At 69.3% G+C, this 24,998-nt stretch carries 22 protein-coding genes; 9 read left to right on the top strand and 13 right to left on the bottom strand.

What is annotated here, in order from left to right:
* Window positions 1–19 precede the first annotated feature (19 nt).
* From uraD to AC07SQ_RS12700, 3 genes are read right to left on the bottom strand one after another with little or no spacing between them, the layout of a single operon-like run.
* Entirely contained in the window at window positions 20–1,807 is a 1,788-nt protein-coding gene (gene uraD / locus AC07SQ_RS12690; RefSeq protein ID WP_495271006.1) for a 2-oxo-4-hydroxy-4-carboxy-5-ureidoimidazoline decarboxylase, read from the bottom strand.
* Complete coding sequence (gene puuE, locus AC07SQ_RS12695) at window positions 1,804–2,766, bottom strand: allantoinase PuuE (RefSeq protein ID WP_062480836.1); 963 nt, start codon at window positions 2,764–2,766, stop codon at window positions 1,804–1,806. The genes uraD and puuE overlap by 4 nt, the downstream gene beginning before the upstream one ends.
* 8 nt (window positions 2,767–2,774) lie before the next feature.
* Window positions 2,775–3,449, bottom strand: coding sequence for a GntR family transcriptional regulator (locus tag AC07SQ_RS12700; protein WP_056574067.1), 675 nt, complete (start codon window positions 3,447–3,449; stop codon window positions 2,775–2,777).
* 94 nt (window positions 3,450–3,543) lie between these two features.
* Between AC07SQ_RS12700 and uraH the strand changes: the two genes are divergently transcribed.
* Window positions 3,544–3,894, top strand: a complete 351-nt coding sequence (uraH, locus tag AC07SQ_RS12705) for a hydroxyisourate hydrolase (protein ID WP_139702710.1) — start codon at window positions 3,544–3,546, stop codon at window positions 3,892–3,894.
* Between the two features lie 2 nt (window positions 3,895–3,896).
* Here uraH and AC07SQ_RS12710 read toward each other — a convergent pair whose 3' ends face one another.
* Entirely contained in the window at window positions 3,897–4,400 is a 504-nt protein-coding gene (locus AC07SQ_RS12710) for a hypothetical protein (RefSeq protein ID WP_307584594.1), read from the bottom strand.
* A 53-nt stretch (window positions 4,401–4,453) separates the two neighbouring features.
* Between AC07SQ_RS12710 and xdhC the strand changes: the two genes are divergently transcribed.
* The 4 genes from xdhC (at window position 4,454) to AC07SQ_RS12730 (ending at window position 9,716) form a co-directional block, all read left to right on the top strand.
* A complete protein-coding gene (gene xdhC, locus AC07SQ_RS12715; protein WP_495271005.1) occupies window positions 4,454–5,260 on the top strand; it encodes a xanthine dehydrogenase accessory protein XdhC in 807 nt (268 codons plus the stop codon).
* Window positions 5,261–5,475: 215 nt separating this feature from the next.
* Window positions 5,476–6,687: a urate hydroxylase PuuD gene (locus tag AC07SQ_RS12720; protein WP_495265215.1), complete on the top strand. Its 1,212-nt coding sequence runs from the start codon at window positions 5,476–5,478 to the stop codon at window positions 6,685–6,687.
* A 70-nt stretch (window positions 6,688–6,757) separates the two neighbouring features.
* Window positions 6,758–8,098 carry a glycerate kinase type-2 family protein gene (locus AC07SQ_RS12725; RefSeq protein WP_495271004.1) on the top strand — a complete coding sequence of 447 codons (1,341 nt, stop codon included), beginning with the start codon at window positions 6,758–6,760 and terminating at the stop codon, window positions 8,096–8,098.
* A gap of 175 nt (window positions 8,099–8,273) precedes the next feature.
* The gene (locus AC07SQ_RS12730) at window positions 8,274–9,716 is read left to right on the top strand and encodes an NAD-dependent succinate-semialdehyde dehydrogenase (RefSeq protein ID WP_307584601.1); all 1,443 of its coding nucleotides are present in this window, start codon (window positions 8,274–8,276) and stop codon (window positions 9,714–9,716) included.
* 117 nt (window positions 9,717–9,833) lie between these two features.
* Here AC07SQ_RS12730 and AC07SQ_RS12735 read toward each other — a convergent pair whose 3' ends face one another.
* The 5 genes from AC07SQ_RS12735 to AC07SQ_RS12755 all read right to left on the bottom strand — a co-directional run bounded on the left by AC07SQ_RS12735 (window position 9,834) and on the right by AC07SQ_RS12755 (window position 15,175).
* On the bottom strand, window positions 9,834–10,550 hold the full coding sequence (locus AC07SQ_RS12735) for an MgtC/SapB family protein (protein WP_062480849.1): 717 nt from the start codon (window positions 10,548–10,550) through the stop codon (window positions 9,834–9,836).
* Window positions 10,551–10,638: 88 nt separating this feature from the next.
* Entirely contained in the window at window positions 10,639–13,404 is a 2,766-nt protein-coding gene (gene mgtA, locus AC07SQ_RS12740) for a magnesium-translocating P-type ATPase (RefSeq protein ID WP_095946749.1), read from the bottom strand.
* A gap of 24 nt (window positions 13,405–13,428) precedes the next feature.
* Window positions 13,429–14,172: a PA4824 family protein gene (locus tag AC07SQ_RS12745; protein ID WP_495271003.1), complete on the bottom strand. Its 744-nt coding sequence runs from the start codon at window positions 14,170–14,172 to the stop codon at window positions 13,429–13,431.
* A 219-nt stretch (window positions 14,173–14,391) separates the two neighbouring features.
* Window positions 14,392–14,607, bottom strand: coding sequence for a hypothetical protein (locus AC07SQ_RS12750; protein ID WP_495271002.1), 216 nt, complete (start codon window positions 14,605–14,607; stop codon window positions 14,392–14,394).
* A 289-nt stretch (window positions 14,608–14,896) separates the two neighbouring features.
* Window positions 14,897–15,175 (bottom strand): hypothetical protein, encoded by a 279-nt coding sequence (locus tag AC07SQ_RS12755; protein ID WP_240531349.1) that lies wholly within the window; start codon window positions 15,173–15,175, stop codon window positions 14,897–14,899.
* 199 nt (window positions 15,176–15,374) lie between these two features.
* Here AC07SQ_RS12755 and AC07SQ_RS12760 point away from each other — a divergent pair, with 199 nt between their 5' ends.
* The gene (locus AC07SQ_RS12760; protein WP_495271001.1) at window positions 15,375–15,851 is read left to right on the top strand and encodes a low molecular weight protein-tyrosine-phosphatase; all 477 of its coding nucleotides are present in this window, start codon (window positions 15,375–15,377) and stop codon (window positions 15,849–15,851) included.
* 18 nt (window positions 15,852–15,869) lie between these two features.
* Here AC07SQ_RS12760 and AC07SQ_RS12765 read toward each other — a convergent pair whose 3' ends face one another.
* The 4 genes from AC07SQ_RS12765 to AC07SQ_RS12780 are packed head-to-tail and all read right to left on the bottom strand — an operon-like array spanning window position 15,870 to window position 21,143.
* Window positions 15,870–16,316, bottom strand: a complete 447-nt coding sequence (locus AC07SQ_RS12765; RefSeq protein ID WP_139702701.1) for an acyl-CoA thioesterase — start codon at window positions 16,314–16,316, stop codon at window positions 15,870–15,872.
* Between the two features lie 20 nt (window positions 16,317–16,336).
* Window positions 16,337–17,329 (bottom strand): Bug family tripartite tricarboxylate transporter substrate binding protein, encoded by a 993-nt coding sequence (locus tag AC07SQ_RS12770; protein ID WP_495271000.1) that lies wholly within the window; start codon window positions 17,327–17,329, stop codon window positions 16,337–16,339.
* Between the two features lie 14 nt (window positions 17,330–17,343).
* Window positions 17,344–18,966: an indolepyruvate oxidoreductase subunit beta family protein gene (locus tag AC07SQ_RS12775; RefSeq protein ID WP_495270999.1), complete on the bottom strand. Its 1,623-nt coding sequence runs from the start codon at window positions 18,964–18,966 to the stop codon at window positions 17,344–17,346.
* A 17-nt stretch (window positions 18,967–18,983) separates the two neighbouring features.
* A complete protein-coding gene (locus AC07SQ_RS12780) occupies window positions 18,984–21,143 on the bottom strand; it encodes a thiamine pyrophosphate-dependent enzyme (RefSeq protein ID WP_095946756.1) in 2,160 nt (719 codons plus the stop codon).
* Window positions 21,144–21,230: 87 nt separating this feature from the next.
* On the opposite strand from AC07SQ_RS12780, the gene AC07SQ_RS12785 reads away from it, so the two are divergent.
* From AC07SQ_RS12785 to xdhA, 3 genes are all read left to right on the top strand, one after another.
* Entirely contained in the window at window positions 21,231–22,145 is a 915-nt protein-coding gene (locus AC07SQ_RS12785; RefSeq protein WP_492729055.1) for a LysR family transcriptional regulator, read from the top strand.
* Between the two features lie 272 nt (window positions 22,146–22,417).
* Window positions 22,418–23,197, top strand: coding sequence for a sulfite exporter TauE/SafE family protein (locus AC07SQ_RS12790; protein WP_083259231.1), 780 nt, complete (start codon window positions 22,418–22,420; stop codon window positions 23,195–23,197).
* 186 nt (window positions 23,198–23,383) lie between these two features.
* The gene (gene xdhA / locus AC07SQ_RS12795) at window positions 23,384–24,997 is read left to right on the top strand and encodes a xanthine dehydrogenase small subunit (RefSeq protein ID WP_495270998.1); all 1,614 of its coding nucleotides are present in this window, start codon (window positions 23,384–23,386) and stop codon (window positions 24,995–24,997) included.
* The last annotated feature ends 1 nt before the right edge of the window (window position 24,998 follow it).

Below are 24,998 nucleotides of genomic sequence, written 5' to 3' on the forward strand. Positions count from 1 at the left end.
GTTGTTCTTGTGGGGTCGGTCAGTGGGCTTGTTCGGCGGCGAGGTTGTCCAGCAGCAGCTGGAACGCCTGCACGGCCAATTGAATGTCGTCGTTGGTGCTCGACTCGAGCGGGTTGTGGCTGATGCCCGAGTTGATGCCACGCACGAAGAGCATGGCCTGCGGCATCACCTCGTGCAGCTTCATCGCGTCGTGGCCGGCGCCGCTGGGCATGCGGAAGAGCGGAATGCCCAGTGCGTCGACGGCCTGTTCCCAGCGCTGCTGCCAGGCCGGTGCGCTCGGCGCGGCGGCGGCGCGCATGGTTTCCTCGAGCTCGTAGCGCACGCCGCGGCGTTCGCAGATGTCCTTCAGTGCAGCGACCACGTCGTTGGCCAGTGCGTCGCGCTGCGCGTTGTTCGGCGCGCGCAGGTCGAGGCTGAACTTGCAGCGGCCGGGCACGACGTTGATCGAGCCGCTGGGCACTTCGAGCATGCCCACGGTGCCGACCGAGTCGCCGTCTTTCGCGGCGCGCTGCTCGGTGTAGAGAATGAGCTCGGCCACGGCGGCGGCAGCGTCGCGGCGGCGGTCCATGGGCGTGGTGCCGGCGTGGCTGGCCATGCCGATGACTTCGCCCACGTAGCGCACGCTGCCGTTGATGGAGGTGACGATGCCCAGCGGCAGGTCGAGCTCGGTGAGCACGGGGCCCTGTTCGATGTGCACCTCGACGAAGCCGAGGTAGCGCGCCGGGTCGCGCTGGATCTTCGGAATGTCTTCTTCCTTCAGGCCGGCGTGCTGCATGGCCTCGCGCATGGTGATGCCGTCGGCATCTTTCTGGTCGAGCCAGCGCGGGTCGAAGTGGCCGATGAGCGCGCCCGAGCCGAGGAAGGTGGCCTTGTAGCGCTGGCCTTCTTCTTCGGCGAAGCCGACGACTTCGAAGGCGAAGGGCAGGCGGCGGTTCTGGCGCTTGAGTTCGCGCACGCAGGCCATGGGCACGAAGATGCCCAGGCGGCCGTCGTACTTGCCGCCGTTGCGCACGGTGTCGTAGTGCGAGCCGGTGAGCAGGGTCTTGGCGTCGGGCGTGGCGCCTTCGTAGCGGCCGACCACGTTGCCCACGGCATCGATGTGCACGGAGTCGAAGCCGCAGTCGCGCATCCAGCCCGAGATGTTCGCGGCGCAGGCGCGGTGCGCGTCGGTCAGGTAGGTGACGGTGAGCTGGCCCTTCTCGGCATAGCCGGGGTCGGTGTGCACCGACAGCTGCTCCTGCCAGTCCCACACGTCGTTGCCCAGCGTGATGTCGGCGCCGAACTTGTCGTTCAGGCGGATCTCGGCGATGCGGTGGATGTTGCGCAGCGCTTCGCCGAGCTCGAAGCTCGGGTGGTTGTGCAGCCGGCGCGCAAAGGTCTCGATGATCTCGCGCTTGGCCAGGCCCGTGCCGCGCGGGCCGCGCACGGCCAGGATGAACGGGAAGCCGAACTTCGCGTTGTAGTCGGCGTTGAGCTTCTGGATCTGCGCGAACTCTTCGGGCGTGCAGTCGGTCAGGCCGGCCTTGTTCTGCTCGTTGGTCGACTCGGCGGTGAGCGTCTTGCTGACCATGGCCTTGCCGGCGAGCTCGGGGTGGGCGCGGATGAGGCCGATCTGTTCGTCGGCCGACGACGCGGCCAGTGCCTGCACCAGCGCGTGCTTGAGGTGCGCGAGCGAACGGAAGGGGCGCTGCACCAGCGCGCGCTGCGCGATCCAGGGCGAGTGTTCGTACACGCCGTCGAGCATGGCGACGGCAGAGGCCGGCCCGGCGGCGTTGAGTTGGGCAAGGGTGAGGAGAGGGGTGCTCATGATGCGGCTCCGGCTTCGAAGGGGTGCGCCTGCTTCCAGTGGCGTGCGATGTCGACGCGGCGGCAGACCCAGACCTTGTCGTGCGTGGCGATGTGATCGAGAAAGCGCTGCAGCGCCGTGATGCGGCCGGGGCGGCCGAGCAGGCGGCAGTGCATGCCGATGCTCATCATCTTGGGACTGTCGTCGCCGTTCGGATCGCCTTCGGCGTACAGCGCGTCGAAGGTGTCCTTCATGTACTGGAAGAACGGGTCGGCGTGCGAGTAGCCCTGCGGCAGCGCAAAGCGCATGTCGTTGCAGTCCAGCGTGTAGGGCACGATGAGCTGGGGCACGACGCTGCCGTCGGTCTTTTGCACCTTCATCCAGAAGGGCAGGTCGTCGCCGTAGTAGTCGCTGTCGTACTCGAAGCCGCCGTAGTCGGCCACGAGGCGGCGCGTGCGCGGGCTGTCGCGGCCGGTGTACCAGCCGAGCGCGCGCTCGCCGGTGAGCTTTTCGATGGCTTCCATGCCCAGGCGCATGTGCTCGCGCTCGGTGGCTTCATCGAGGTTCTGGTAATGAATCCAGCGCCAGCCGTGGCAGGCGATCTCGTGGCCGAGTTCCTTGAAGGCGGCCGTGAGTTCGGGGTAGCGCTGCAGCGCCATGCCCACGCCGAACACGGTGAGCGGCAGGCCGCGCTTTTCGAACTCGCGCAGGATGCGCCACACGCCGGCGCGCGAGCCGTACTCGTAGATGCCTTCCATGCTGATGTGCCGGTCGGGGAAGCTCGCCGGGTTGAACATCTCGGACAGGAACTGCTCGGAGCCCGCGTCGCCGTGCAGCGTGGCGTTCTCGCCGCCTTCTTCGTAATTGAGGACGAACTGCACCGCCACGCGCGCACCGCCGGGCCAGCGGGCATGGGGCGGGTTGCGGCCGTAGCCGATCAGGTCGCGCGGGTAGGGCAGGGTGGTGTCGTAGACGGTCATGGTGTGGATCAGGACAGCGCGAGGGAGATGTCGTTGGTCGGGACCTTGCGGTCGAAGGTGAGGTTGGCCTCGACGTGTTCCAGGTGCTCGGTCATGAGGCGCACGGCGAGTTCCTCGTCGCGCGCGGCCAGCGCTTTCACGATGTCGGCGTGCTCGTCGTTGGAGTGCTCGGCGGCGCTGGTGCTCTGGTACATGAGCGTGATGAGGGCGCAGCGCGAGATCAGCTCGCCCAATATTTGCGCCAGCACCTGGTTGCCCATGAGCTCGGCCATGCGCACGTGGAAGTCGCCCAAGAGCTCGGTGCGGCCCGACACGTCTTCGCCGCCGACGGCCGATTTCTCGAGCGCCACGTGCTCCTTGAGCGCCTTGATCTTGGCGGGCGTGACGCTGCGCACGAAGGCGCGGGTCATCTCGGCCTCGAGCATGCGGCGCACGGCGAACACCTGCTTGGCCTCGTCGACGGCGGGTGCGGCCACGAAGGCGCCGCGCGCCGGCTCGAGCCGGATCAGCTTGTTCTGCGAGAGCTGGAACAGCGCCTGGCGCACCAAGGTGCGCGACACGCCGAAGTGATCGGCCAGCTTCTGCTCGGCGAGCTTGGTGCCGGGCTGAAGGCGGTGCTCGACGATGGCCTTCGTGAGGGCATCGACGATCGAACGGGTGGTGGAGGACTCCATGTTTTTCATGATAGACCCAAAGCCGGTAACTGTATACACTTTTGTCCACCGGAATTTCCCGCACCCCGATCTCACCGATTCGACACCCTTTGAAGGAGGCCCCATGGGCTTGAGCACTCACGTACTGGACACGATGCACGGCGGCCCCGCGGCCGGCATGGAGGTGGCGCTGTACACCACCGACGGCGACGCCGCGACGCTGGTGAAGCGCTTCACGCTGAATTCGGACGGCCGCAGCGACGGCCCGCTGTACGACAACAACTCGCTGAAAGTCGGCACCTACCGGCTGGTGTTCGACGTGGCGGGTTACTTCAAGGCCCGCGGCGTGACGCTGCCGGAGCCGAACTTCCTGAACAAGGTGGCGCTGGACTTCGGCGTGGCGCACACCGACCAGCACTACCACGTGCCTTTGCTCGTGAGCCCGTGGAGCTACTCCACCTATCGCGGCTCCTGAGGTCAGTCGCCTTGTTGCTGCCCTTCGGTCAGGGTGTCGAGCTGGAAGCGCCCGCTCTTGTCCCACAGCCAGGTGTCGGTCCACGTGACCGCGCCCAGGCGCTGGGCGGGCGGGAAGGGCGCGGCCTGCAGCACGGCGCGCTCGATCTCGGCGATCACCTCGGGCGCGTGCTTGGGCGCGCGCAGCCAGTGCATCGAGACCACCTTGCCGCCTGTGTCGAGGTTCACCTGCAAGGTGCCGACCGCGTACAGCAGGGGCGGCATCTGGCCCTTGTAGATGCGCGAGGCGTTGGCGTTGTAGATGTGACGTGCGGCGTCGCGGCGGTACTCGCGCGCGGTAGCCGCACTGGAGGCACGCGGCGCGGGGCCGCTGCCCTGTGCGCTGCTGGCACCGCTCAGCTGGCCGGGCACCGAGCCCGTCGAGCCGCAGCCGGCGAGCCACAAGGCGGAAAGAACAGTGGCGGCCCAGGCGAGGCGGCGCGGCGTAAGCTGGCGGTTCGTCATCATCGCCGGGGTTATACCGTGAGTTGTTGCAGCCTCGGCAACCGAAGGTTTCGGTCATGAACGGTGCGGTCGATCAATTGCTGGCGCGTCTTCAACAGGAGGACGCGGTTCTGGTGCGCGTCGAATCGACGCAGGGCTCGGCCCCGCGCGAGGCCGGCACCTGGATGGCTGTCTGGGCCGACGGCCTCACCGCCACCATCGGCGGCGGGCAGCTCGAGTTCCAGGCCACGCAGGAAGCGCGCGAGATCCTGGCCGGCACGCGCAGCCTCGAGGGCGTGCAGCGCTACCCGCTGGGCCCGAGCCTGGGCCAGTGCTGCGGCGGCGTGATGTTCCTGACCTACCGGCGCATCGGCGCGGCCGACGCGCCCGCGCTGCAGAAAGAACTGGTCGCGCAGCTCGAACCCGTGGCGTTGTTCGGCGGCGGCCACGTGGGCGCCGCGCTGGCGCGCCTGCTGGCCGTGCTGCCGTTCTCGGTGCGCTGGATCGACAGCCGCGACGGCGTGTTCCCCGACGCACTGCCCGCGCAGATCGACACCGAGCACTCCGAACCCGTGCAGGACGCGGTCGCCGCGCTCGCGCCCGGCAGCCGCGTGCTGATCATGAGCTTCAGCCACGCCGAAGACCTGGACATCGTCATCGCCTGCCTGAAGCGCCTGCGCACGCGCAACGACCTGCCCTACATCGGCCTCATCGGCAGCAAGACCAAATGGGCCACCTTCCGCCACCGGCTGGAGGCGCGCGGCTTCACGGCCGACGAGCTGGCGCGCGTCACCTGCCCGATCGGCGTGCCCGGCATCACGGGCAAGGAACCCGAGGTGATCGCGGTCGCCGTGGCGGCACAGTTGTTGCAATCGCTGGGCTGAACAGGGTTTTCCCTTGGCGGTGACGCCGCAAATAGCATCCCGCCTCGTGCCAAAACTGTATACACTTTCGGTCCACAACAAGCCGCAGCGGAGCGAGGTCGTTTTCAACGGACCTGCGTTCGCGGCACTTTCTCTGCTTACAGCGCCCGCGGTGGTGAGCAGGCTGAAACCCCTCCTTGGCGCCCCACGCGCCAACAGGGTTGAGAGAGCGCTATATGGAAAGCTACTACCTCGACTGGGCCAACCTGCTGCTGCGCTGGGTCCACGTCATCACCGCCATCGCCTGGATCGGCGCCTCCTTCTACTTCGTGATGCTGGACAACAGCCTCGAGAAGCCGCAGGACCAGGAATCGCTCGACAAGGGCGTGGGCGGCGAGCAATGGGCCGTGCACGGCGGCGGCTTCTACAACAGCCAGAAGTACGCGCTGGCGCCCAAGAAGCTGCCCGACCACCTGCACTGGTCGTACTGGGAGAGCTATTCGACCTGGCTCACGGGCTTTGCGCTGTTCACCATGTCGTACCTGTGGAACGCGAGCACGTACCTCATCGACAAGAGCAAGATGGACTGGCAGCCCGGCGCCGCCATTGCCGTGGCGCTGGCCTTCTTCGTCGTGTTCTGGATGGTCTACGACGGCATCTGCCAGATCTTCGGGCGCCGCAAGAACGGCGACACCATCGTCGGCGTGCTGATCGCGGTCTTCATCGTCTTCGCGACCTGGCTGGCTTGCCAGTGGTTCGCGGGCCGCGCGGCCTTCCTGCTGGTGGGCGCCATGATGGCCACCACCATGAGCGGCAACGTGTTCTTCTGGATCATCCCGGGCCAGCGCAAGAACGTGAAGGCGCTGCGCGAAGGCCGGCCGGTCGACCCGGTGCACGGCCAGCGCGGCAAGCAGCGCAGCGTGCACAACACCTACTTCACGCTGCCGGTGCTGTTCGCGATGCTGAGCAACCACTACAGCTTCACCTACACGCACAAGTACAACTGGATCGTGCTGCTGCTGATCATGCTCGGCGGCGCGGCCATCCGGCAGTTCTTCGTGGTGCGCCACCGCTTCAAGCTGGGCAACGCGGGCAACCCGCTGCCCTACGCCATGGTCGGCATCGCGGTGCTGGGCCTGACCATCGTGTGGATGAAGCCCGAGCCGGCCGCGCCCGTGGCGGCCACCGCCGCCCAGGCCGTGCCCGCCGTGGCCTACCAGGACGTGCAGAAGGTTTTGGAGCAGCGCTGCTTCATGTGCCACGGCGCGGCCGTGCAGATGAAGAACGTGCGCGTCGACACGCCCGACCAGGTGACGGCGCATGCGCAGGCGATCTACCAGCAGGTCGTGGTGACCAAGATCATGCCGATGAACAACGCGACCAACATCACCGACGAAGAGCGGGCGTTGATCAGCCGCTGGTTCCAGGCCGGCGCCAAGACGAACTAGAGGCGCAGCGGCCTGCAAGGGCGGGCCGCCGGTCGTCGCACAATCGCCGAATGGAGACAACACGCAAGCCATGACCGCATCGACCTCGCCCTCTGCAACAGCTCCCGATCCGCGCGAAGCCCCGCGCGCCTTCCTCGAACACCTGTACCGCGTGGCGGTGGACCGCGCACTGCCGCTGTCCACGCTGGGTGCGCATCTGCCCCAGCCGCCCAAGGGTCGCACCGTGGTGCTGGGCGCCGGCAAGGCCGGCGGCTCGATGGTGCAGGCGCTCGAGGCACTGTGGCCGGCCGACGCCCCGCTGTCGGGCCTGGTCGTCACGCGCTATGACCACATTCCGCCGCGCCCCGAAGGCGTGCCGCAGCGCATCGAGCTCGTCGAGGCCGCGCACCCCGTGCCCGACGCGGCCGGCCAGCAGGCGGCCGAGCGCATCCTCGCGCTCACGCAGGGCCTCACGGCAGACGACCTGGTGCTGTGCCTCATCTCCGGCGGCGGCTCGTCGCTGCTGGTGCTGCCGGCCGAAGGCCTCACGCTGGCCGACAAGCAGCGCATCAACAAGCAGCTGCTCGACAGCGGCGCTCACATCGGCGAAATGAACTGCGTGCGCAAGCACCTGTCGCGCATCAAGGGCGGCCGGCTCGCGGCGGCCTGCGCGCCGGCGCGCGTGGTCACGCTCACCATCAGCGATGTACCCGGCGACGACCCGGCCGTGATCGCCAGCGGCCCCACCGTGCCCGACGCCACCACCTGCGCCGACGCGCTGGCCATCCTCGACCGCTACGGCATCGAGGTGCCGGCGCCCGTGCGCGCGCAGCTCGAAAGCGGCGCGCTCGAAACCCCCAAGCCCGACGACGCCGCGTTCGCCGGCCACAGCACCCACCTCATCGCCACGCCGCAGCAGTCGCTCGAAGCCGCCGCCGCGGCGGCGCGCGCCGCCGGCATCGGCGTGCACGTGCTGAGCGACGAAATGGAAGGCGAATCGCGCGAAGTCGGCAAGGTGCATGCGGCGCTCGCCCGCGCCGTGGCCCTGCGCGGCGAGCCCTTCGCCCGGCCCTGCGTCATCCTGTCGGGCGGCGAAACCACCGTCACCATCCGTCCGCGCCAGCCCGGCCAGGCCAGGGGCCGCGGTGGGCGGGCCGGCGAGTTCTGCATGGGCCTGGCCGGCGCGCTCATGGGCCAGCCGCAGGTGTGGGCGCTGGCCGCCGACACCGACGGCATCGACGGCGTGGAAGACAACGCCGGCGCCTTCGTCACGCCCGACACCCTGGCGCGCGCCACGGCGCAGGGCAGGAAGCTGTCCGACCACCTCGACCGCAACGACGCCTACGGCTATTTCGACGCCATCGGCGATCTGTTCGTGACCGGTCCGACGAACACCAACGTCAACGACTTCCGCGCGATCCTCGTGCTGTAGGCGCGCCGCGGCCCCTGGCGGGGGCCGCCGGCAAGCTTTGTGAACTCAGGTTAATCTACGGCCCCGGCGGCGCTTGGCCGCCGTTGTCGCATGCGCACCCCCACGGGGTGCCGCGCCGCGCGCCCGATTTCCCGTTTCGTTTTCACCATCCAGTCCTCGAAGGAAAGAGTTCGCCATGACCGCCACCTACACCGACACCCGCCTGCTGATCGACGGCCAATGGGTCGACGCCGCCGACGGCAAGACGCTCGACGTGCTGAACCCCGCCACCGGCAAGGCCATCGGCAAGGTGGCGCACGCCAGCATCGTCGACCTCGACCGTGCCCTGGCCGCCGCCCAGCGCGGCTTCGAAGCCTGGCGCGACACGCCCGCCAACGAGCGCGCCGCCGTGATGCGCCGCGCCGCCGGCCTGATCCGCGAACGCGCCCTGGACATCGCCAAGCTGCTGACGCAGGAACAAGGCAAGCCGCTGGGCGAGGCCAAGGTCGAAATGATGGCCGCCGCCGACATCATCGAGTGGTTCGCCGACGAAGGCCGCCGCGTGTACGGCCGCATCGTGCCCTCGCGCAACCTGGCCGCGCAGCAGCTGGTGATCAAGGAGCCGGTCGGCCCCGTCGCGGCCTTCACGCCGTGGAACTTCCCCGTCAACCAGATCGTGCGCAAGCTCGGCGCCGCGCTGGCCACCGGCTGCTCCTTCCTGGTGAAGGCGCCCGAGGAAACCCCGGCCTCGCCGGCCGCGCTGCTCAAGGCGTTCGTCGACGCCGGCATTCCGGGCGGCGTCGTGGGCCTGGTGTTCGGCAACCCGGGCGAGATCTCGAGCTACCTCATTGCGCACCCGATCATCCGCAAGGTCACCTTCACCGGCTCGACCCCGGTCGGCAAGCAACTGGCCGCGCTGGCCGGTTCGCACATGAAGCGCGTCACGATGGAACTGGGCGGCCACGCCCCGGTGATCGTGGCCGAAGACGCCGACGTGGCGCTGGCCGTCAAGGCCGCCGGTGCTGCCAAGTTCCGCAACGCGGGCCAGGTCTGCATCTCGCCGACCCGCTTCCTGGTGCACAACAGCCTGCGCCACGAGTTCGCGAGCCTGCTGGTCAAGCACGCCGAAGGCCTCAAGCTCGGCGACGGCCTGGTCGAAGGCACCAACCTCGGCCCGTTGGCCAACGCCCGCCGCCTCACGGCCATGGCCCATGTGCTGGAAGACGCGCGCAAGAAGGGCGCCACCATCGCCACCGGCGGCGAACGCGTCGGCGACACCGGCAACTTCTTCGCGCCCACCGTCATCACCGACGTGCCGCTGGACGCCGACGTGTTCAACAACGAACCCTTCGGCCCCATCGCTGCCATCCGCGGTTTCGACACGCTCGAAGAAGCCATCACCGAAGCCAACCGCCTGCCGTTCGGCCTGGCCGGCTATGCCTTCACCAAGTCGATCAAGAGCGCGCACCTGCTGAGCCAGAAGCTCGAGCTGGGCATGCTGTGGATCAACCAGCCCGCCACGCCCTCGCCGGAAATGCCGTTCGGCGGCGTGAAGGATTCGGGCTACGGTTCGGAAGGTGGCCCGGAAGCGATCGAGGCTTATCTCAACACCAAGGCTGTTTCGATCCTCGGCGTCTGAACTGGGCTCTCCCCCAGTCTTCGCGCACTTCGTGTCGCTTCGCCAACCCCCTCACCGGGGGCAACACCAGCGGCCCGGCAAAGCCGGTTCCGCGGTGTTCCTCGAACGGGCCGGAGGTCAATCCTCCGCGCTGGCGTTCCAGAAGGCTTGCTGGACGCCTTCCAGCGTTTCCAGCTCCGCGATCACCTGGTCGAGCTCTTCGGGCTCGACCGCGGTGGCGTACAGCGTTGCTGCAATCTCCGTGTCGGCCTGCCCGAAGGCGTGCTGGTCGATGTCGCGCACCGGGTAGTTCGCGGCTTCCAGCTGCACCAGCAGCTGGTCCATCACCTCGGGCCGCGCCGCGCGCGAACAGATCACACGCACCGTGTAGGTGGCCTCGCTCGATTCCTCGTGCACCGGGCGGCGGTTGATGCGGTTCACCACCGGCCGCAGCAGCGTGTTGCTCGCCAGCACGAAGAGCGCGGCGATCAACGCCTCGCCCAGCAAGTCGGCGCCCGCGCAGGCGCCCACCGCGGCCGACCCCCACAGCGTGGCGGCCGTGTTCAGGCCCGTGATGTTGGCGCCTTCCTTCATGATCGCGCCCGCGCCCAGAAAGCCGATACCCGAGACCACGTAGGCAACCACGCGCACCGCGCCGTCGGGGCCGCCCAGGCGGGCCGCCATGTCGACGAAAACGGCCGCGCCCACGGCCACCAGCGTGTTGGTGCGCAGCCCCGCGGTGCGCTGGCGCACCTGGCGCTCGAAGCCGATCAGCGAGCCCAGCAGAAAGGCCGCGCCCACGCTGACCAGGGTGTCCAGCAACGAAGGCAGGTTGATGTGGCGAATGGCTTCCATGCGTGATCCTCCTGATCCTCTGTGTGCGAAGCAGGGTAGCGGCCTTGTGTGACAGCCGCGACCCTGCGTCCGCCGGGTGGTTCTTGTCTTACTGCCAGCCGTACTTGCGCGCGTACCAGCCCTTCACGGCCTGCGTCAGCGTCGCGTAGCCGACCAGCATCAGCACCAGCCACGGGAAGTACGCGAGCGGCAGTGCCTGCAGCTTGAAGTAGTGCGCCAGCGGCCCCATCGGCAACCAGATGCCCACGGCCGCAATGGCCGCGCCCATGGCCAGCAGCGGCCAGGCCGCGCGGCTTTGCAGGAACGGAATCTTGCGGGTGCGGATCAGGTGCACGATCAGCGTCTGCGACAGCAGGCCCTCGATGAACCAGCCCGACTGGAACAGCGTCTGGTGCTCCACCGAATTGGCCGCGAACACGAACCACATCACGGTGTAGGTCAGGATGTCGAACACCGAGCTCAGCGGCCCGAAGAACACCATGAAGCGGCCCAGGTCGGCCGGGTTCCAGCGCTGCGGCGTCTTCAGGAATTCTTCGTCCACGTTGTCGAACGGGATCGCGATCTGCGACACGTCGTACAGCAGGTTCTGCACCAGCAGGTGCAGCGGCAGCATCGGCAGGAAGGGCAGGAAGGCACTGGCCACCAGCACCGAGAACACGTTGCCGAAGTTCGAGCTGGCCGTGATCTTGATGTACTTGAGCATGTTGGCGAAGGTGCGGCGGCCTTCGACCACGCCTTGCTCCAGCACCATGAGGCTCTTCTCGAGCAGGATGATGTCGGCCGATTCCTTGGCCACGTCCACTGCGCCGTCCACCGAGATGCCGATGTCGGCGGCGCGCAGCGCGGGCGCGTCGTTGATGCCGTCGCCCATGAAGCCGACCACGTGGCCGTTGGCATGCAGCGCCTGCACGATGCGTTCCTTGTGCGCGGGCGTGAGCTTGGCGAACACCTGGCGCATCTCCACCACCTGCCGCAGCTCGGCCTCGTTCATGCGCTCGACCTCATGGCCCAGCACCATGCGCCCGGCGTCGATGCCGACGTCGCCGCAGACCTTGCGCGTGACCAGTTCGTTGTCGCCGGTCAGCACCTTCACCGCCACGCCGTGCGCGGCCAGCGCCTGCAGCGCGGGCGCGGTCGATTCCTTCGGCGGATCGAGAAAGGCCACGTAGCCCAGCAGCGTAAGCCCGGCTTCGTCGGCCACGCCGTAGGCCGGCTTGCGCGCATCGGCGTGCAGCGTGCGGCTGGCCACGGCCACCACGCGCAGGCCCTGGGCATTGAGCTCCGAGGCCACGCGATGGATGCGCGCCATCACGTCGGCGTCGAGCGCGAGCACTTCGGCGCCGCGTTCGACCGAGGTGCACACCGACAGGATCTCTTCGAGCGCACCCTTGCAGATCAGCAGGTGCTCGTCCTCGCCGTGCGCCACCACCACCGACATGCGGCGGCGCGAGAAGTCGAAGGGCACTTCGTCGACCTTGCGCCAGCCGGTCTGCAGCTGCGTGTCGAGCTGCACCTCGGCGTGGCTGAGCACGGCCTTGTCGAGCAGGTTCTTCAGCCCCGTCTGGTGAAAGCTGTTGAGGTAGGCCTGCTGCAGCACGTGGTCGGAGTCTTCGCCCCAGGCGTTGGTGTGGCGTTCGAGCACGATGCGGTCCTGCGTGAGCGTGCCGGTCTTGTCGGTGCACAGCACGTCCATCGCGCCGAAGTTGTGGATGGCTTCGAGCCGCTTCACGATCACCTTGCGGCGCGACATCACGACCGCGCCCTTGGCCAGCGTGGCCGTCACGATCATCGGCAGCATCTCGGGCGTGAGGCCGACCGCGATCGACAGCGCGAACAGCGCCGCCTCCCACCAGTCGCCCTTGGTCACGCCGTTGATCACCAGCACCAGCGGCGCCATCACCAGCATGAAGCGGATCAGCAGCCAGCTCACGCGGTTGATGCCGGCCTGGAAGGCCGTGGTGCCGCGGTCGGTGGCGCTCACGCGCTGCGCCAGCGCGCCGAAGAAGGTGCGCTCGCCCGTGTGCACGATCACCGCGGTGGCGGTGCCGCTGATCACGTTGGTGCCCATGAACAGCAGGTTGTCGCGCTCCAGCACGCCGGCCTGGTGGTCGGCGGCGGTGGCTGCGAACTTCTCCACCGGCATCGATTCGCCGGTGAGCGCCGACTGGCTGATGAACAGGTCTTTCGCCGAGAGCAGGCGCGCGTCGGCCGGGATCATGTCGCCGGCCGACAGCGCGATCACATCGCCCGGAACGAGGTCGCGCATCGGCACTTCGATGCGTTGCGTGCCGGCGTGCGCGAGGTCGAAGCCGTCGTCACCCGCGCGGCCGGCCTTCTCGCCGGGCGCGGGGCGCAGCACTGTCGAGGTGTTGCTCACCATCGCCTTGAGCCGGTCGGCCGCCTTGTTGGAGCGCGACTCCTGCAGGAAGCGCAGCACGGTCGACAGCAGCACCATGCTGCCGATCACCACCGTGGCCTTTGTGTCCTCGGTGATGTAGGAGACCAGCGCCAGCACCGTCAGCAGCAGGTTGAAGGGGTTGCGGTAGCACTGCCACAGGTGGTTCCACCACGGCAGCGGCTGCTCGTGGCGCACCTCGTTGCTGCCCAGCCGCTTGCGCAGCGCCAGCGCGTGTGCCTCGGTCAGGCCTTGCGACGAGCTGTTCATGCGCACCAGCACCTCGCCCGCGTCGGTGTGCGAGGCGGCGGCCAGCGCCTTGGCGATCTCGGCCGGCATCGCGGCCGAGCCCAGGCTGCTGGGCTTGGCGCTCAGCAGCGTCTGCCAGCGCTCGAAGTGATGCCGCATATGGCGGCTGCGCAGGAAGCTTTCGAAAAAGGACTTCAGGACGTTCTTCATTGTTCTTCTCCTGTGTGAGGGCGCTCAGCGAGCGAACGCCCAGGTGAGGCCCAGCGTCCAGCCGCGCGGGCCGTCGTGGCGCAGGTCGCGGGCGTGGCTGAGATCGACGTTGACGGACGGCGTGGCCGTCCAGCGCAGGCCGGCGCGCCAGGCGTTGCGCCCGCCTTCGCGGAAGCGCTCGGCCACGAGCGACAGCGCGGGCAGGGCGGCCCATTCGAGCGCGGCGCCCGAGTGGCTGGTGCTCGGCTGCGCGCGATGGAAGTCGCGCCCCAGGTTCAGGTGGGCGCGCCAGGCGTCGTCGAACTGCCAGGTCACGGGGATCACCACGCTGCTGTCGGCCAGGCGCAGCGAGGCGTGGCCCGCGTCGCTGCGTTGCCACGAGGCCGAGGCGAGCACGCCGGTGCTCAGCGTGTCGGTGAGCGCGAAGGCCCACTTGATCTGCGGGCCGGCGCGCAGGGTGCGGCCGTCGGCGCTGCGCTCGCGTTCGAGGTTCAGGCCCAGCTCGATGGGGCCGACACGGCAGGCCGGGCCGAGGTGCACGAGGCGCTGGCCGCCCCAGGTCTCGATCTGGCACTGGCCCGGATCGAGGATGGCGGCGTCGTCCACCGAATGGTGTCCGCCGGCGGCGTGGGTCTGCGTGGCGGCCAGGCCGCAGAGGGTGGCCAGCCAGGCGCGGCTTGGCGCGGGGCGGCGAAAGGCAAAGGGGCGGGCGGTGGAACGGGCGGGCGTGGCCGTCCGCACGACACGCCGCAGGCGTTCGCGGGTCATGGGAGTTTCTCCTTCGGGTGCGGCGCGCCGCGAAGGAAGGAAACGCCCGTGACGACTTGCTTGCTTACTCAGCAGTCAGCCGGCGGGGCTCCTCCGCAGCGCGGCAGGCTGCGAGGTGAATGGGGGATCGATCGGGCAGTGAAGGCGGCGCACAGCGGCGCAAGCAAGGGTCCGGGTCCATGAGGGCCTCCTGTTCTGTGGGGGTGGCAGGGGCGGGCTTCAGCGGCGCGTGGTGCCGTGGCCGGGCTGTTCGAGCAGCAGGAAGAAGCTGCGGATGCGGCGCGTGGTCCACAGCGCGGCGGCGCGGTCCAGGGCCTGCTCGTCGTCGACGTGCGGGGCCGGGTTCACGCGCACAGGCGCACCGGCGTGCGCCGACGGGCGACCGTGCGACGGTTGCACCTGCGGATGCAGCGGACGAATCTGAAACTGGCGCATGACAAGGCTCCTTCACGCTGAAGGGCCTCGCGCACGGACGCACGCAAGCTGACTGACAAAGTCAGCGACGAAGAACAACGGGAATCGGTAGGGGGAGCCGCTTGCCCGAGGGGCAAGGGGTTCGCGCTGCGGACACGGCGGCCGCAAGCGCGGGAGCTGCCTGCGCTAGAGGGCCGGGGGTGTCACGCCTGCCGAGGCACGCGTCTTGTCACTGATCCAACTGGCACTGTCCACGCACGGGGCTCCGAAATGATGATTTCCGGATTGTTGCACCGCATCATTGGCAGCGTCAACCCTTGGCATGAAGCAACAGGCTGCGTCGGGGCTGCGTGGCGTGGAGCCGGGCCTCGTTCGCGCTGCGTTCGATAGGGGCCGGAAACCAGCGGAAGATGTTCGAGTCGCTGCGCCAGCCGTTGCTGAAGCGCACGAACAGGAAGCCCGACATCGCATTGCCCAGGTCGTCCACCGGAATGCCCGCGGCGCGCAGGGCCTCGACCTCTTGCGCGGCGCTCATGTCGAAGGGAAGTTTCAGCGTGATGCTCGCGCTGTGAAGACTGGGTCGGGGCATCGTGACCTCCTTTGCACTGACCATGGGCCGTAGTGAAGCGCAAGGAGTTGTGTCAGGCGATACCGAAGATATGGGAGCTGTCCATTGGAGAGGGGGTGCGATTCGCCCTCGCTCCCTCGTGGCATCCCCCGACCGGGGGATGCCAGGGGTAGGGTGGCCTATGCCGAATGCCTGCTCCTCGTGCCTATAGTCGACGCGCATGAAACCAAGCACCCCCGCCATCCTGTTCGTGTGCACCGGCAACATCTGCCGCTCGCCGACCGCGCACGCACTGCTGCTCCACAAGGCGCAGCGCGCGGGCTTCGCGGTGGAGGTCGACAGCGCCGCCATCTCCGACGAGGAGCGCGGCAATCCGCCCGATCCGCGCTCGGTGGCCGAGGCGCTGCGGCGCGGCATCGCGATGCCCGCGCACCGCGCACGCCAGGTGCATGTGGCCGACTTTGAACGCTTCGACTGGCTCATCGGCATGACGCAGCAGCACTGCGCCGCATTGCGCCGGCGTGCGCCCGCCGAGGCGGCGCGCAAGGTGCGCCTGCTCTCGGAGTTCGCCGATGCCATCGGCGGCGACGTGCCCGACCCCTGGTACGGCGGCCACCAGGCCTTCATCGAGGCCTTCGACCTGATCGACCTCGGCGTGGAAGGCCTGCTCGCGCAGCTGCGTCGCGACGCGGCCTGAGCCTGCAGGCGGTGGGGTTCAGCCCGTGCAGAGCGCGCGGATCGTCGGCGGAATCGGCACCGCGCGGATGCCGCCGCCTTCGCGCTTCGCCGCAAAGATGCGCACCTCTTCGCATTCGAGGATCAGGTCGTCGCCGCGCGTCACGCGGTAGGTCTGCACGAAGCTCTTGTCGCGCCATTCGGTGATGCGCACCGCGATCTGCAGCGTGTCGCCGTAGCTGGCCGCCTTGACGAAGCGCGTGTGCGTGTCGACCAGTGGCGTGCCGATCACGCCGAGCGTGCGGGCGGTGTCTTCCCAGCGCGGCACGCCGCACTCGGCGAAGAAGTGGCGCGAGGCCGCGTCGATCCAGCGGAAGAAGTTGGGAAACCAGACGATGCCGGCCGGGTCGCAGTCGCCGAACTCGACGCGTGCGGTGTAGACGACTTCCTTGCCGGAAGCGTCGGTGGGAGAGGGAGTGCTGCTCATCCGTCGATTGTCCCGGCTGCTCAGTCCGCCTTGATGCCGCGCTCGCGGATGAGTGCGCCGAAGCGTTGCGAATCGGCCGCCGCGCGGCGCTGGAAGTCGGCCGGCGTGCCCGGCGCCGGCTCGCCGCCGATGGCCGCGATGCGCTCCTTCACCGCCGGCAGCGCGAGCGCGCGGTTGACCTGCGTGTTGAGCTGCGCCACCACCTCGGGCGGCGTGCCGGCCGGTGCGTAGAAGCCGAAGACGGTGTCGGCGTCGAAGCCGCGCAGGCCGGCCTCGTCGAGCGTGGGCACGTCGGGGAACTGCGAGGAGCGGTGCGGGCTGCCCACGGCCAGCAGCTTGAGCTTGCCGGCGCGCACCTGGTTCAGGGCAATGCCGGGATCGAAGGCGTAGTCGATCTGGCCGGCCAGCAGGTCCTGCAACGCGGGCGCCGCGCCGCGGTAGGGCACGTGCAACGCGAACAGGCCGGCCTGGCTCTTGAACATCTCGCCCGCCAGGTGCGGCGAGCTGCCATTGCCCGGCGAGCCGTACGACAGCTTGCCGGGGTTGGCCTTGAGGTAGGCCATGAACGACTTCACGTCGGTCGGCGGCAGGGAAGGGCGCGTGACCAGGAACACCAGCACGCGCGCGGCGGCGGCCACGGGCACCAGGTCCTTGGCGGGGTCGAAGCTCATGCGCGCATACAGGTGCGGGTTCACCGACACCATGCCGCCCGAGCTCATGAGCAGCGTGTAGCCGTCGGCTGCCGCGCGCGCCACGGCCTCGCCGCCGACGTTGCCGTTGGCACCGCCGCGGTTCTCGATCACCACGGGCTGCTTCAGCGCCTCCTGCAGCGGCTGCGAGACGGCGCGCGCGAGCTGGTCGGCCGCGCCGCCGGCGGGGAAGTTGACGATCACCTTGATGGGCTTGGAGGGCCAGGTGTCGGCATGCACAGTGGGCGCGCACAAGGCGGTGCTGGCCAACGCGAGCGCCAGCAGCAGGCGGCGCGATGAAACGGGGGCGGAACGTGGGGTCATGGTTCTTTGTCTCCTCAGATCGTGGTCGTTGTCTTGGGCCGCTTCATCCAGCGGATGGGTTGCGCCTGCACCGGGCGCGGCGCGGCGCCGTGGCGCGTGAGCGCGGCGTCCAGTGCCTTGCCGCCTTCGTCTGCGAGCGCGGCCTCGCGGGCCGCGGCGATCGCCTCGGCGCGCGCGGCGGGCTGCAGCGTGGCGCGGCCCGCGAGCTCGTCGATCACGTGCAGCAGGTTGTGCTTGCCGCGTTCGTTGGTGCTGCCGTAGCCCTTGATGAGCCGGCCGCACAGCGCCAGCTCGCGGCCCAGCGCCCAGTGCGCGCGCGTGCCGGTCTCGACGGCGGCGAGCCAGCGTTCGATCAGCGCCTGTTCTTCGGCAAAGCGGCTGCCGCGCCGGCGCAGCCAGGTGAGCGAGGCCAGCAGCCGCAGCGAGGCCATGCCGAGCACCGAGTGGCTGCCCACCTGCAGCGGCAGCGCCCAGGGCGCAAGTCCGCGCGACTGGCGGGCGCGGTCCCAGGCGGTCACGCGGCGCGCGAGCGACGGCGGCAGCAGCGCCGCGAACTCGGGCGCGCCGGGCTTGAAGTGGTCGAAGACCTTCACGAGGTCGTCGTCGCCCGCGCGCACTTCCTGCCGCACGCGCTGCGCGCGGCTGGCGCGGCCCTTCAGCGCGGCCACGCGCACGATGTCGTCGAAGGCCATCCACAGCGCCAGCCAGCGCGCCATTTCGCGCGTGACCGCGAAGCCCTGTGCGCCCGACGGATCGGCGGCGCGCTCGGCCTCGAGAATTCGCGCGAGGCGATCGGCGTACAGCGCGGCGTAGGCGCTGTCCTGGTAGTCGCGCACCCGCGCATGACCGAGCGCCAGCATGTCGTGCACGGCCGGCGGAAAGCGGCGCGCCACGTCGTCGGGCAGGGCCTGCGGCGGCGGGGGCGCGTCGCGCGTGTCGTCGCCGGCCAGCACGCCCTGCACGAACGCGGCCTGGGCGCGCGGCGCGCGCACGGCCTCAAAGGCGGCAGCAAAGCCGCGCAGGCTGGCGGCGGCCATCTTGCCGAGCTTGTCGGGTGCGGCCTCGTCGCCGCCGCGCACCGCACGTTCGTAGGCCTCGCGCGGAAACGGGAACAGGCCGCTGCCCGCGATCGCGCCCAGCATCACGGCGCTGACCACCGTGCCGGCCTCGCGCGCCATCGCGCCCATGTCGAGCACGTGGTGCTCGCGGCTGAAGGCCTTGACCACGTCCAGCAGGCGCTGCGCGTCGGCGCGGCCGTCGCCGGGCACCATGCGCTCAGCCGTGGTGAGCACGCGCGCCGACGAGCTGATGACCAGCGTGCGCAGCGGCGCGCTCATGCCGTTGCCGATCTGGCGCGTGGTCTCCAGCAGCTCCGACGAGACGATCGCGTCGAGCGCGCCCGGCACCGGGCCCAGGCTGAACACCGGGCGCCGGCCGCCCAGCTGCGCCATCGGCACCGGGAACACTTCGAGGTAGTAGGTGGTCGCGCCGGTGCGCTGCGCCACGCCGGGGATCGACGTGCTCTGCGCCGCGTAGCCCGCATGCCGCGCGGCGTCGACCAGCCATTCGGTGAGCACGCCGCCGCCTTCGCCGCCGAGGGCGCACACGAGCAGGGTGGTGGGACGGTTCTGTTCCATGTCTCGGTTCTTTCTTCTCAGGCCGGCCGCAGGGCGCCGACGATCGCGCTGCGCAGGCCGTGCAGCAGGCGTTCGTGCCACTTCGGGTTCTGTACCACCTCGGCCCGGTAGAAGCTCGGGCACAGCGTGGCCGCGTGCGCATTGGCGCCGCACAGGCCACAGCCCACGCAGCCGTCGATGACCACGGCCACCGGGTCGACCTTCAGCGGATCGGGGTTGTCTTTCAGCGTGAGCGTGGGGCAGCCCGACAGGCGGATGCAGGCGTGGTCGCCGTTGCACACGTCCTCGTCGACGCCGTACTTCACGCGCACCACACGTTTGCCCTTTTTGAGCAGGCCGGCGATCCACGGCTTGATGCGGCGTTGCCGCTCCAGCTGGCACTCGCCCTCGGCGATCACCACCTTCAGGCCGTTGAAGTCGCTCGTGAGCGCCTCGGTGAGCGTCTTGCGCATGCGCTCCACGTCGTAGGTGGTGACGGTGCGCATCCACTGCACGCCCAGGCCCTTCAGCGTGGCCTCGATGGTCTGGTTCTTGTCGACCAGGCTCTGCTGCTTGTCGACGGCGCGTTCCTTGATCTCGTCGTCGGGCGTGGAGATGATGTCCTGCGTGCCGGTGGCCGAGGTGTAGCCGTTCTTGAAGATCAGAAGCACCGCGTCGTCGTCGTTGAACAGCGCGCTCTGCACGCCCGTGAGCAGGCCGTTGTGCCAGAAACCGCCGTCGCCCATGATCGACAGCGTGCGGCGGTTCATCATCGGCGCCACGCCCGCGCGGCTGGCCAGGCTCATGCCGTAGCCGAGGATCGAGTGGCCCATCGAAAAGGGCTCGAAGGTGCCGAAGGCATGGCAGCCGATATCGGCCGCGATGTGCACCGGCCCGGTTTCCTGCTGCGCCAGCTTGAGGGCCGAGAATACCGGCCGCTCGGGGCAGCCGACGCAGAAGCTCGGCGGGCGGTTGGGCAGCGGCGCGTCGAGCCGGCGCGCCACGGCCTCGCGGCGTTCGCGGTTGCCGGCCAGCCAGGCCTGCGCCGAGGCGGCCGCCTCGCTTGCGCCGAGGTAGCGTTCGGCAAAGGCCGCGAGGCCGCCCGACAGCACCTCCACGCCGTACTCGCCGGCCTGCGGCAGCAGGTCCTTGCCGTGCAGCGGCGTCTGGATGTCGCGGCGGCGCAGCAAGGTGGCGATGTCCTGCTCGATGTACTCGGGCTGGCCTTCTTCCACCACCAGCACCGCGCGCTTGCCCACGCAGAAGTCGGCCACCTGCTCGGGCACCAACGGGTAAGTCACGTTGAGCACCAGGATCGGGATGTCGGTGTCGCCGAAGGCATCGGCCAGGCCCTGCTGCTGCAGGCTGCGGATCAGCGCGTTGTACAGCCCGCCCTGCACCACGATGCCCAGGTCGGGGTGGCGCCGGCCGGGCATGAGCTCGTTGAGGCCGTTCGCCACGATGTGGCGGCGCGCGGCCGGCATGCGCTCGTCGCCCTTGAGCTTCTCGTGGCGGAAGGTGACGGGCGGGTGCGCCAGGCGCATGTAGTCGAAGCCCGCGGGCTCGTCCATCAGCGCGCGCGTGGACACGGCGGGCGCGATGTTGTCCTTGCAGTCGAAGCTGCCGCGCACGTGGCAGGTGCGGATGCGCAGCTCCATCAGGCAGGGCATGTTCGAGGCCTCCGACAGCTGGAAGCCCTGTTCGACCATGCGCACCATCACGCCCAGGTCGGGCCGCGGATCGAGCAGGCACATGCTCGACTTGAGCGCGTAGGCGTGCGTGCGCTCCTGGATCACGCTGGCGCCTTCGCCGTAGTCCTCGCCCACCACGATCAGCACGCCGCCGGTCACGCCCGGCGACGACAGGTTGGACAGCGCATCGGCCGCCACGTTGGTGCCGACGATCGACTTCCAGGTGACCGCGCCGCGCAGCGGGTAGTGGATGGACGCGCCGAGCATCGCCGCGGCCGAGGCCTCGTTGGAGCAGGCCTCGACGTGCACGCCCAGCTCGTCCATGTAGGCCTTGCCCTGCACCATCACGTCCAGCAGGTGCGACACCGGCGCGCCCTGGTAGCCGCCGACGTAGGCCACGCCCGACTGCAGCAGGCCCTTGGTGATCGCGAGGATGCCCTCGCCGTGGAAGGTGTCGCCCGCGCCCAGGCGCAGCATTTCCACTTCCTTGCTGAATGAAACTTCCATCGTGTCTCGTGCTTCTTGTCGTGGGGAGAACGCGGGAGTGTGGGCGGGCCTGCGTCATACTTCAATGCAATGAGCCAGCTATCGAATATGAATGGGGTGCATATTGATTCGGTCGACCTCAACCTGCTCCGGTTGTTCGACGCCGTCTACCGCACCCGCAACGTGAGCCGCGCCGCCGAGGCGCTGGGCCTCACGCAGCCGGCGGCCAGCCACGGCCTCACGCGGCTGCGCCTGCTGCTGGGCGACGCGCTGTTCACGCGCAGCCTCGGCGGCGTGGCGCCCACGCCGCGCGCCGAGCGGCTGGCGGTGCCCGTGCAGTCGGCGCTGGCCATGCTGCAGCAGGCACTGAGCGAGCCCGAGCGCTTCGACCCGGCCGCCTCGCGCAAGCTCTTTCGCATCCACATGAGCGACATCGGCGAGGGCCGCTTTCTGCCCGCGCTGATGGCGCGGCTGCGCGAGCTGGCACCGGGCGTGCGCGTGGAGACCATGCCGCTTGCGCCGGGCGAGATCGCCACCGCGCTGGACAGCGGCAGGGTCGACTTCGCCTTCGGCTTTTTGCCGCACGTGGAGGACACCCAGCGCACCCAGCTGCTGAAAGACCGCTACATCGTGCTGCTGCGCCACGACCACCCCTTCGTGAAGCGCCGGCGCAGCGGCCAGGCGTTGCTCGCCGCGCTGCACGAGCTCGACTACGTGGCCGTGCGCACCCACGCCGACACGCTGCGCATCCTGCAGTTGCTGAACCTCGAAGACCGGCTGCGCCTGACGACCGAGCACTTCATGGTGCTGCCGGCCATCGTGCGCGCCACCGACCTGGCGGTGGTGATGCCGCGCAACATCGCGCGCGGCTTCGCGGCCGAGGGCGGCTACGCCATCGTCGAGCCGCCGTTTCCGCTGCGCGACTTCACCGTGTCGCTGCACTGGAGCAAGCGCTTCGAGGCCGACCCGGGCAACCGGTGGCTCCGGCAGGTGATCGTGGCGTTGTTCTCGGAGAGAGGCTGACCGCGGCCGCCGAACACCCGCAGCGTGCCCCGTGACCAGGGCACTGGGGGCTTCCCGCAGCGAAATCAAGGAGGAGGGCGAAGCCCGGGGGACATTCGCGGAGGGAAGTACCCGGTGGCCTGGGCACGCCCCCCGGACACACGCGTTATTCTCAAACGTTCCCGCCTCGCGCCTAAGTCCCCCGATCCCCGTCCGCATGTCCGTCCCGCATCCCCTGTCCCCCGCCTTCCTTCAACGTCCTGCCAGCCTCGGCGCGCGCTGACAGCCTCCCGGTGCAAGCGATTCTTTCCGGGGCCGTCCCGGTCCTGATCTTCATGGCCTGCGTGGGCCTGGCCACCTACGCGCAGAACCTCACGGGCTTTGCGTTCAGCCTCATCCTGCTGGGCCTCGTGTCGGTGTTCGACATCGCCAGCGTGAACGACGCGGCCAATGCCGCGACCGTGCTGAGCCTCATCAACGCCTGGACCTACTTCCGCGCGCGCCCCGGCCCCGTGCCCTGGCAGCTGATGAAGCCCGCGCTCAACGGCAGCACTGTCGGCGTCATCGTCGGGCTCATGCTGCTCGTGTGGCTCAGCGGCAGCGCCGTGTCGTGGCTGCGGGGCCTGCTGGGCGTGTCGATCCTGATCTGCGCCGTGCTGCTGTTGCTGCAGGGCAAGCCGCTGCCGGCCGTGTCGGGCCGCACCAGCTTCGCCCTCATCGGCGGGCTCTCCGGCGTGCTGGGCGGGCTGTTCTCGGCCTCGGGCCCGCCCATCGTCTTCCACATGTACCGCCAGCCGCTGGACCGCGAACTCGTGCGCCGCGCGCTGCTGCTGATGTTCGCCTTCAACTCGCTCGTGCGGCTCGTCATCGTGGTGCCCACGGGCCACTTCTCGTGGCACTCGGCGCTGCTGGCCGGCTGCGCCATGCCCGTGGTCTACGCCGCGACGCGGCTGCACCACCGTCTGCCGAACAAGCTGCAGCCGCGCACCTTGCAATGGCTGGTCGCCGGGCTGCTTTTCGTGGCCGGCGTGACGCTGCTGGCCACCGCCTGGACCGCGATCGCACACGGCTGAAAAACGGCTGAAAACCCTCGGTTTCCGGCGTGGCCCGGGAATTGCAACGTCAATCCAAGGGTTTCCCCGGACGTGGCATACCGACCCTCACATACGCGTTATGGGCGTGCCCGTATGCAAGACCCCACGCAAGCCGCTAACGTCCATGACTGGCCCATGACGGGCCGCCCACGAGCCTGAAAAAGCATGAGCACCGAGAGCAGCAGTACACCGATTCAACCGATCCGTTTCTTCCATCGCGGAAAGATCGTCGACGTCAGCGGAGTCCATCCGACCCGCTCCGTTCTCGACTGGCTGCGCGAGGACGCGCGCTGCACCGGCACCAAGGAAGGCTGCAACGAAGGCGATTGCGGCGCCTGCACCGTCGTCATCGGCGAGCTGGCCACCGACGCCCACGCACCCGGCGCGGTCGACGGCCTGCAGTTGCAGACCGTCAACGCCTGCATCCAGTTTTTGCCCACGCTGCACGGCAAGGCGCTGTTCACGGTCGAAGACCTCAAGGGCCAGTGCGCGTCGCAGTGCAAGCCCAAGGCCGACGCCCCCGCCAAGCACGCCGTCCACCCGCTGCACCCCGTGCAGCAGGCCATGGTCGACTGCCACGGCTCGCAGTGCGGCTTCTGCACGCCGGGCTTCGTGATGTCGCTGTGGGCCACCTACGAACACCACCAGGCCGAGGGCACGCAGCCCACGCGCCAGCAGCTGGCCGACGACCTGTCGGGCAACCTGTGCCGCTGCACCGGCTACCGCCCCATCCTCGACGCCGGCCAGCGCATGTTCGACCTGCCGGCCGTGCGCCTGGACACCGCCCCCGTGGTGGCCGCGCTCACCGCGCTGAAGAACGACGGCCTGGACTACGCCGCCCCGCTGGGCGCCCGCATCGACCACTTCCACGCCCCCAAGACCATCGCTCAACTCGCCGCGCTGCGCGTGCAGAAGCCGCGCGCCCAGCTGCTGGCCGGCTCGACCGACGTCGGCCTGTGGGTCAACAAACAGTTCCGCGACCTCGGCGACATCATCTATGTCGGCGACGTGGCCGAGATGAAGACGGTGGAAGAGCGCGCCGACGAGCTCTACATCGGCGCCGGCGCCTCGCTCGAAGCCGCCTTCGGCGCGCTGGTGGCCCGCGTGCCCAGCCTGGCCGACGTGTGGCTGCGCTTTGCCTCGCCGCCGATCCGCCACGCCGGCACCATGGGCGGCAACGTTGCCAACGGCTCGCCCATCGGCGACTCGCCGCCGGTGCTGATGTCGCTGGACGCGCAAATCGAACTGCGCCGCGGCGACGTCGTGCGCCGCATGCCGCTGCCCGATTTCTACCTCGACTACATGAAGAACGAGCTGCAGCCCGGCGAGTTCGTGCAGGGCCTGGCCGTGCCGCTGGCCGCCATGCGCCGCCAGGTGCGCGCCTACAAGATCAGCAAGCGCTTCGACTGCGACATCTCCGCGCTGTGCGCGGGCTTCGCCATCGAACTGGAAGCCGGCAGCGACACGGTGAAGGCCGTGCGCCTGGCCTTCGGCGGCATGGCCGCCACCGTCAAGCGCGCCGCCAACGCCGAAGCCGCGCTCGTGGGCAAGCCCTGGACGCAGGCCAGCGTGGCCACCGCCAAGCTGGCGCTGGCGCAAGACTTCAAGCCGCTCTCCGACATGCGGGCCTCGGCCGATTACCGCCTGCAGGTGGCGCAGAACCTGATCCAGCGCCTGTGGCTCGAAACCCGCACGCAGGACGCGCTGTCCCTCGAGGAAACCAGCGTCTGGAGCGTGATGCCTCATGTCGTTGCCAAGGTGGCGGCGGAAGGACTCTGAC

The sequence above is a fragment of the Variovorax sp. GW821-FHT06D12 genome (genome assembly GCF_059419205.1).

Coding starts and splice junctions, on each gene's coding strand:
- uraD (WP_495271006.1), bottom strand. CDS start 1,807: ATGAGCACCCCTCTCCTCACCCTTGCCCAACTCAACGCCGCCGGGCCG.
- puuE (WP_062480836.1), bottom strand. CDS start 2,766: ATGACCGTCTACGACACCACCCTGCCCTACCCGCGCGACCTGATCGGC.
- AC07SQ_RS12700 (WP_056574067.1), bottom strand. CDS start 3,449: ATGAAAAACATGGAGTCCTCCACCACCCGTTCGATCGTCGATGCCCTC.
- uraH (WP_139702710.1), top strand. CDS start 3,544: ATGGGCTTGAGCACTCACGTACTGGACACGATGCACGGCGGCCCCGCG.
- AC07SQ_RS12710 (WP_307584594.1), bottom strand. CDS start 4,400: ATGATGACGAACCGCCAGCTTACGCCGCGCCGCCTCGCCTGGGCCGCC.
- xdhC (WP_495271005.1), top strand. CDS start 4,454: ATGAACGGTGCGGTCGATCAATTGCTGGCGCGTCTTCAACAGGAGGAC.
- AC07SQ_RS12720 (WP_495265215.1), top strand. CDS start 5,476: ATGGAAAGCTACTACCTCGACTGGGCCAACCTGCTGCTGCGCTGGGTC.
- AC07SQ_RS12725 (WP_495271004.1), top strand. CDS start 6,758: ATGACCGCATCGACCTCGCCCTCTGCAACAGCTCCCGATCCGCGCGAA.
- AC07SQ_RS12730 (WP_307584601.1), top strand. CDS start 8,274: ATGACCGCCACCTACACCGACACCCGCCTGCTGATCGACGGCCAATGG.
- AC07SQ_RS12735 (WP_062480849.1), bottom strand. CDS start 10,550: ATGGAAGCCATTCGCCACATCAACCTGCCTTCGTTGCTGGACACCCTG.
- mgtA (WP_095946749.1), bottom strand. CDS start 13,404: ATGAAGAACGTCCTGAAGTCCTTTTTCGAAAGCTTCCTGCGCAGCCGC.
- AC07SQ_RS12745 (WP_495271003.1), bottom strand. CDS start 14,172: ATGACCCGCGAACGCCTGCGGCGTGTCGTGCGGACGGCCACGCCCGCC.
- AC07SQ_RS12750 (WP_495271002.1), bottom strand. CDS start 14,607: ATGCGCCAGTTTCAGATTCGTCCGCTGCATCCGCAGGTGCAACCGTCG.
- AC07SQ_RS12755 (WP_240531349.1), bottom strand. CDS start 15,175: ATGCCCCGACCCAGTCTTCACAGCGCGAGCATCACGCTGAAACTTCCC.
- AC07SQ_RS12760 (WP_495271001.1), top strand. CDS start 15,375: ATGAAACCAAGCACCCCCGCCATCCTGTTCGTGTGCACCGGCAACATC.
- AC07SQ_RS12765 (WP_139702701.1), bottom strand. CDS start 16,316: ATGAGCAGCACTCCCTCTCCCACCGACGCTTCCGGCAAGGAAGTCGTC.
- AC07SQ_RS12770 (WP_495271000.1), bottom strand. CDS start 17,329: ATGACCCCACGTTCCGCCCCCGTTTCATCGCGCCGCCTGCTGCTGGCG.
- AC07SQ_RS12775 (WP_495270999.1), bottom strand. CDS start 18,966: ATGGAACAGAACCGTCCCACCACCCTGCTCGTGTGCGCCCTCGGCGGC.
- AC07SQ_RS12780 (WP_095946756.1), bottom strand. CDS start 21,143: ATGGAAGTTTCATTCAGCAAGGAAGTGGAAATGCTGCGCCTGGGCGCG.
- AC07SQ_RS12785 (WP_492729055.1), top strand. CDS start 21,231: ATGAATGGGGTGCATATTGATTCGGTCGACCTCAACCTGCTCCGGTTG.
- xdhA (WP_495270998.1), top strand. CDS start 23,384: ATGAGCACCGAGAGCAGCAGTACACCGATTCAACCGATCCGTTTCTTC.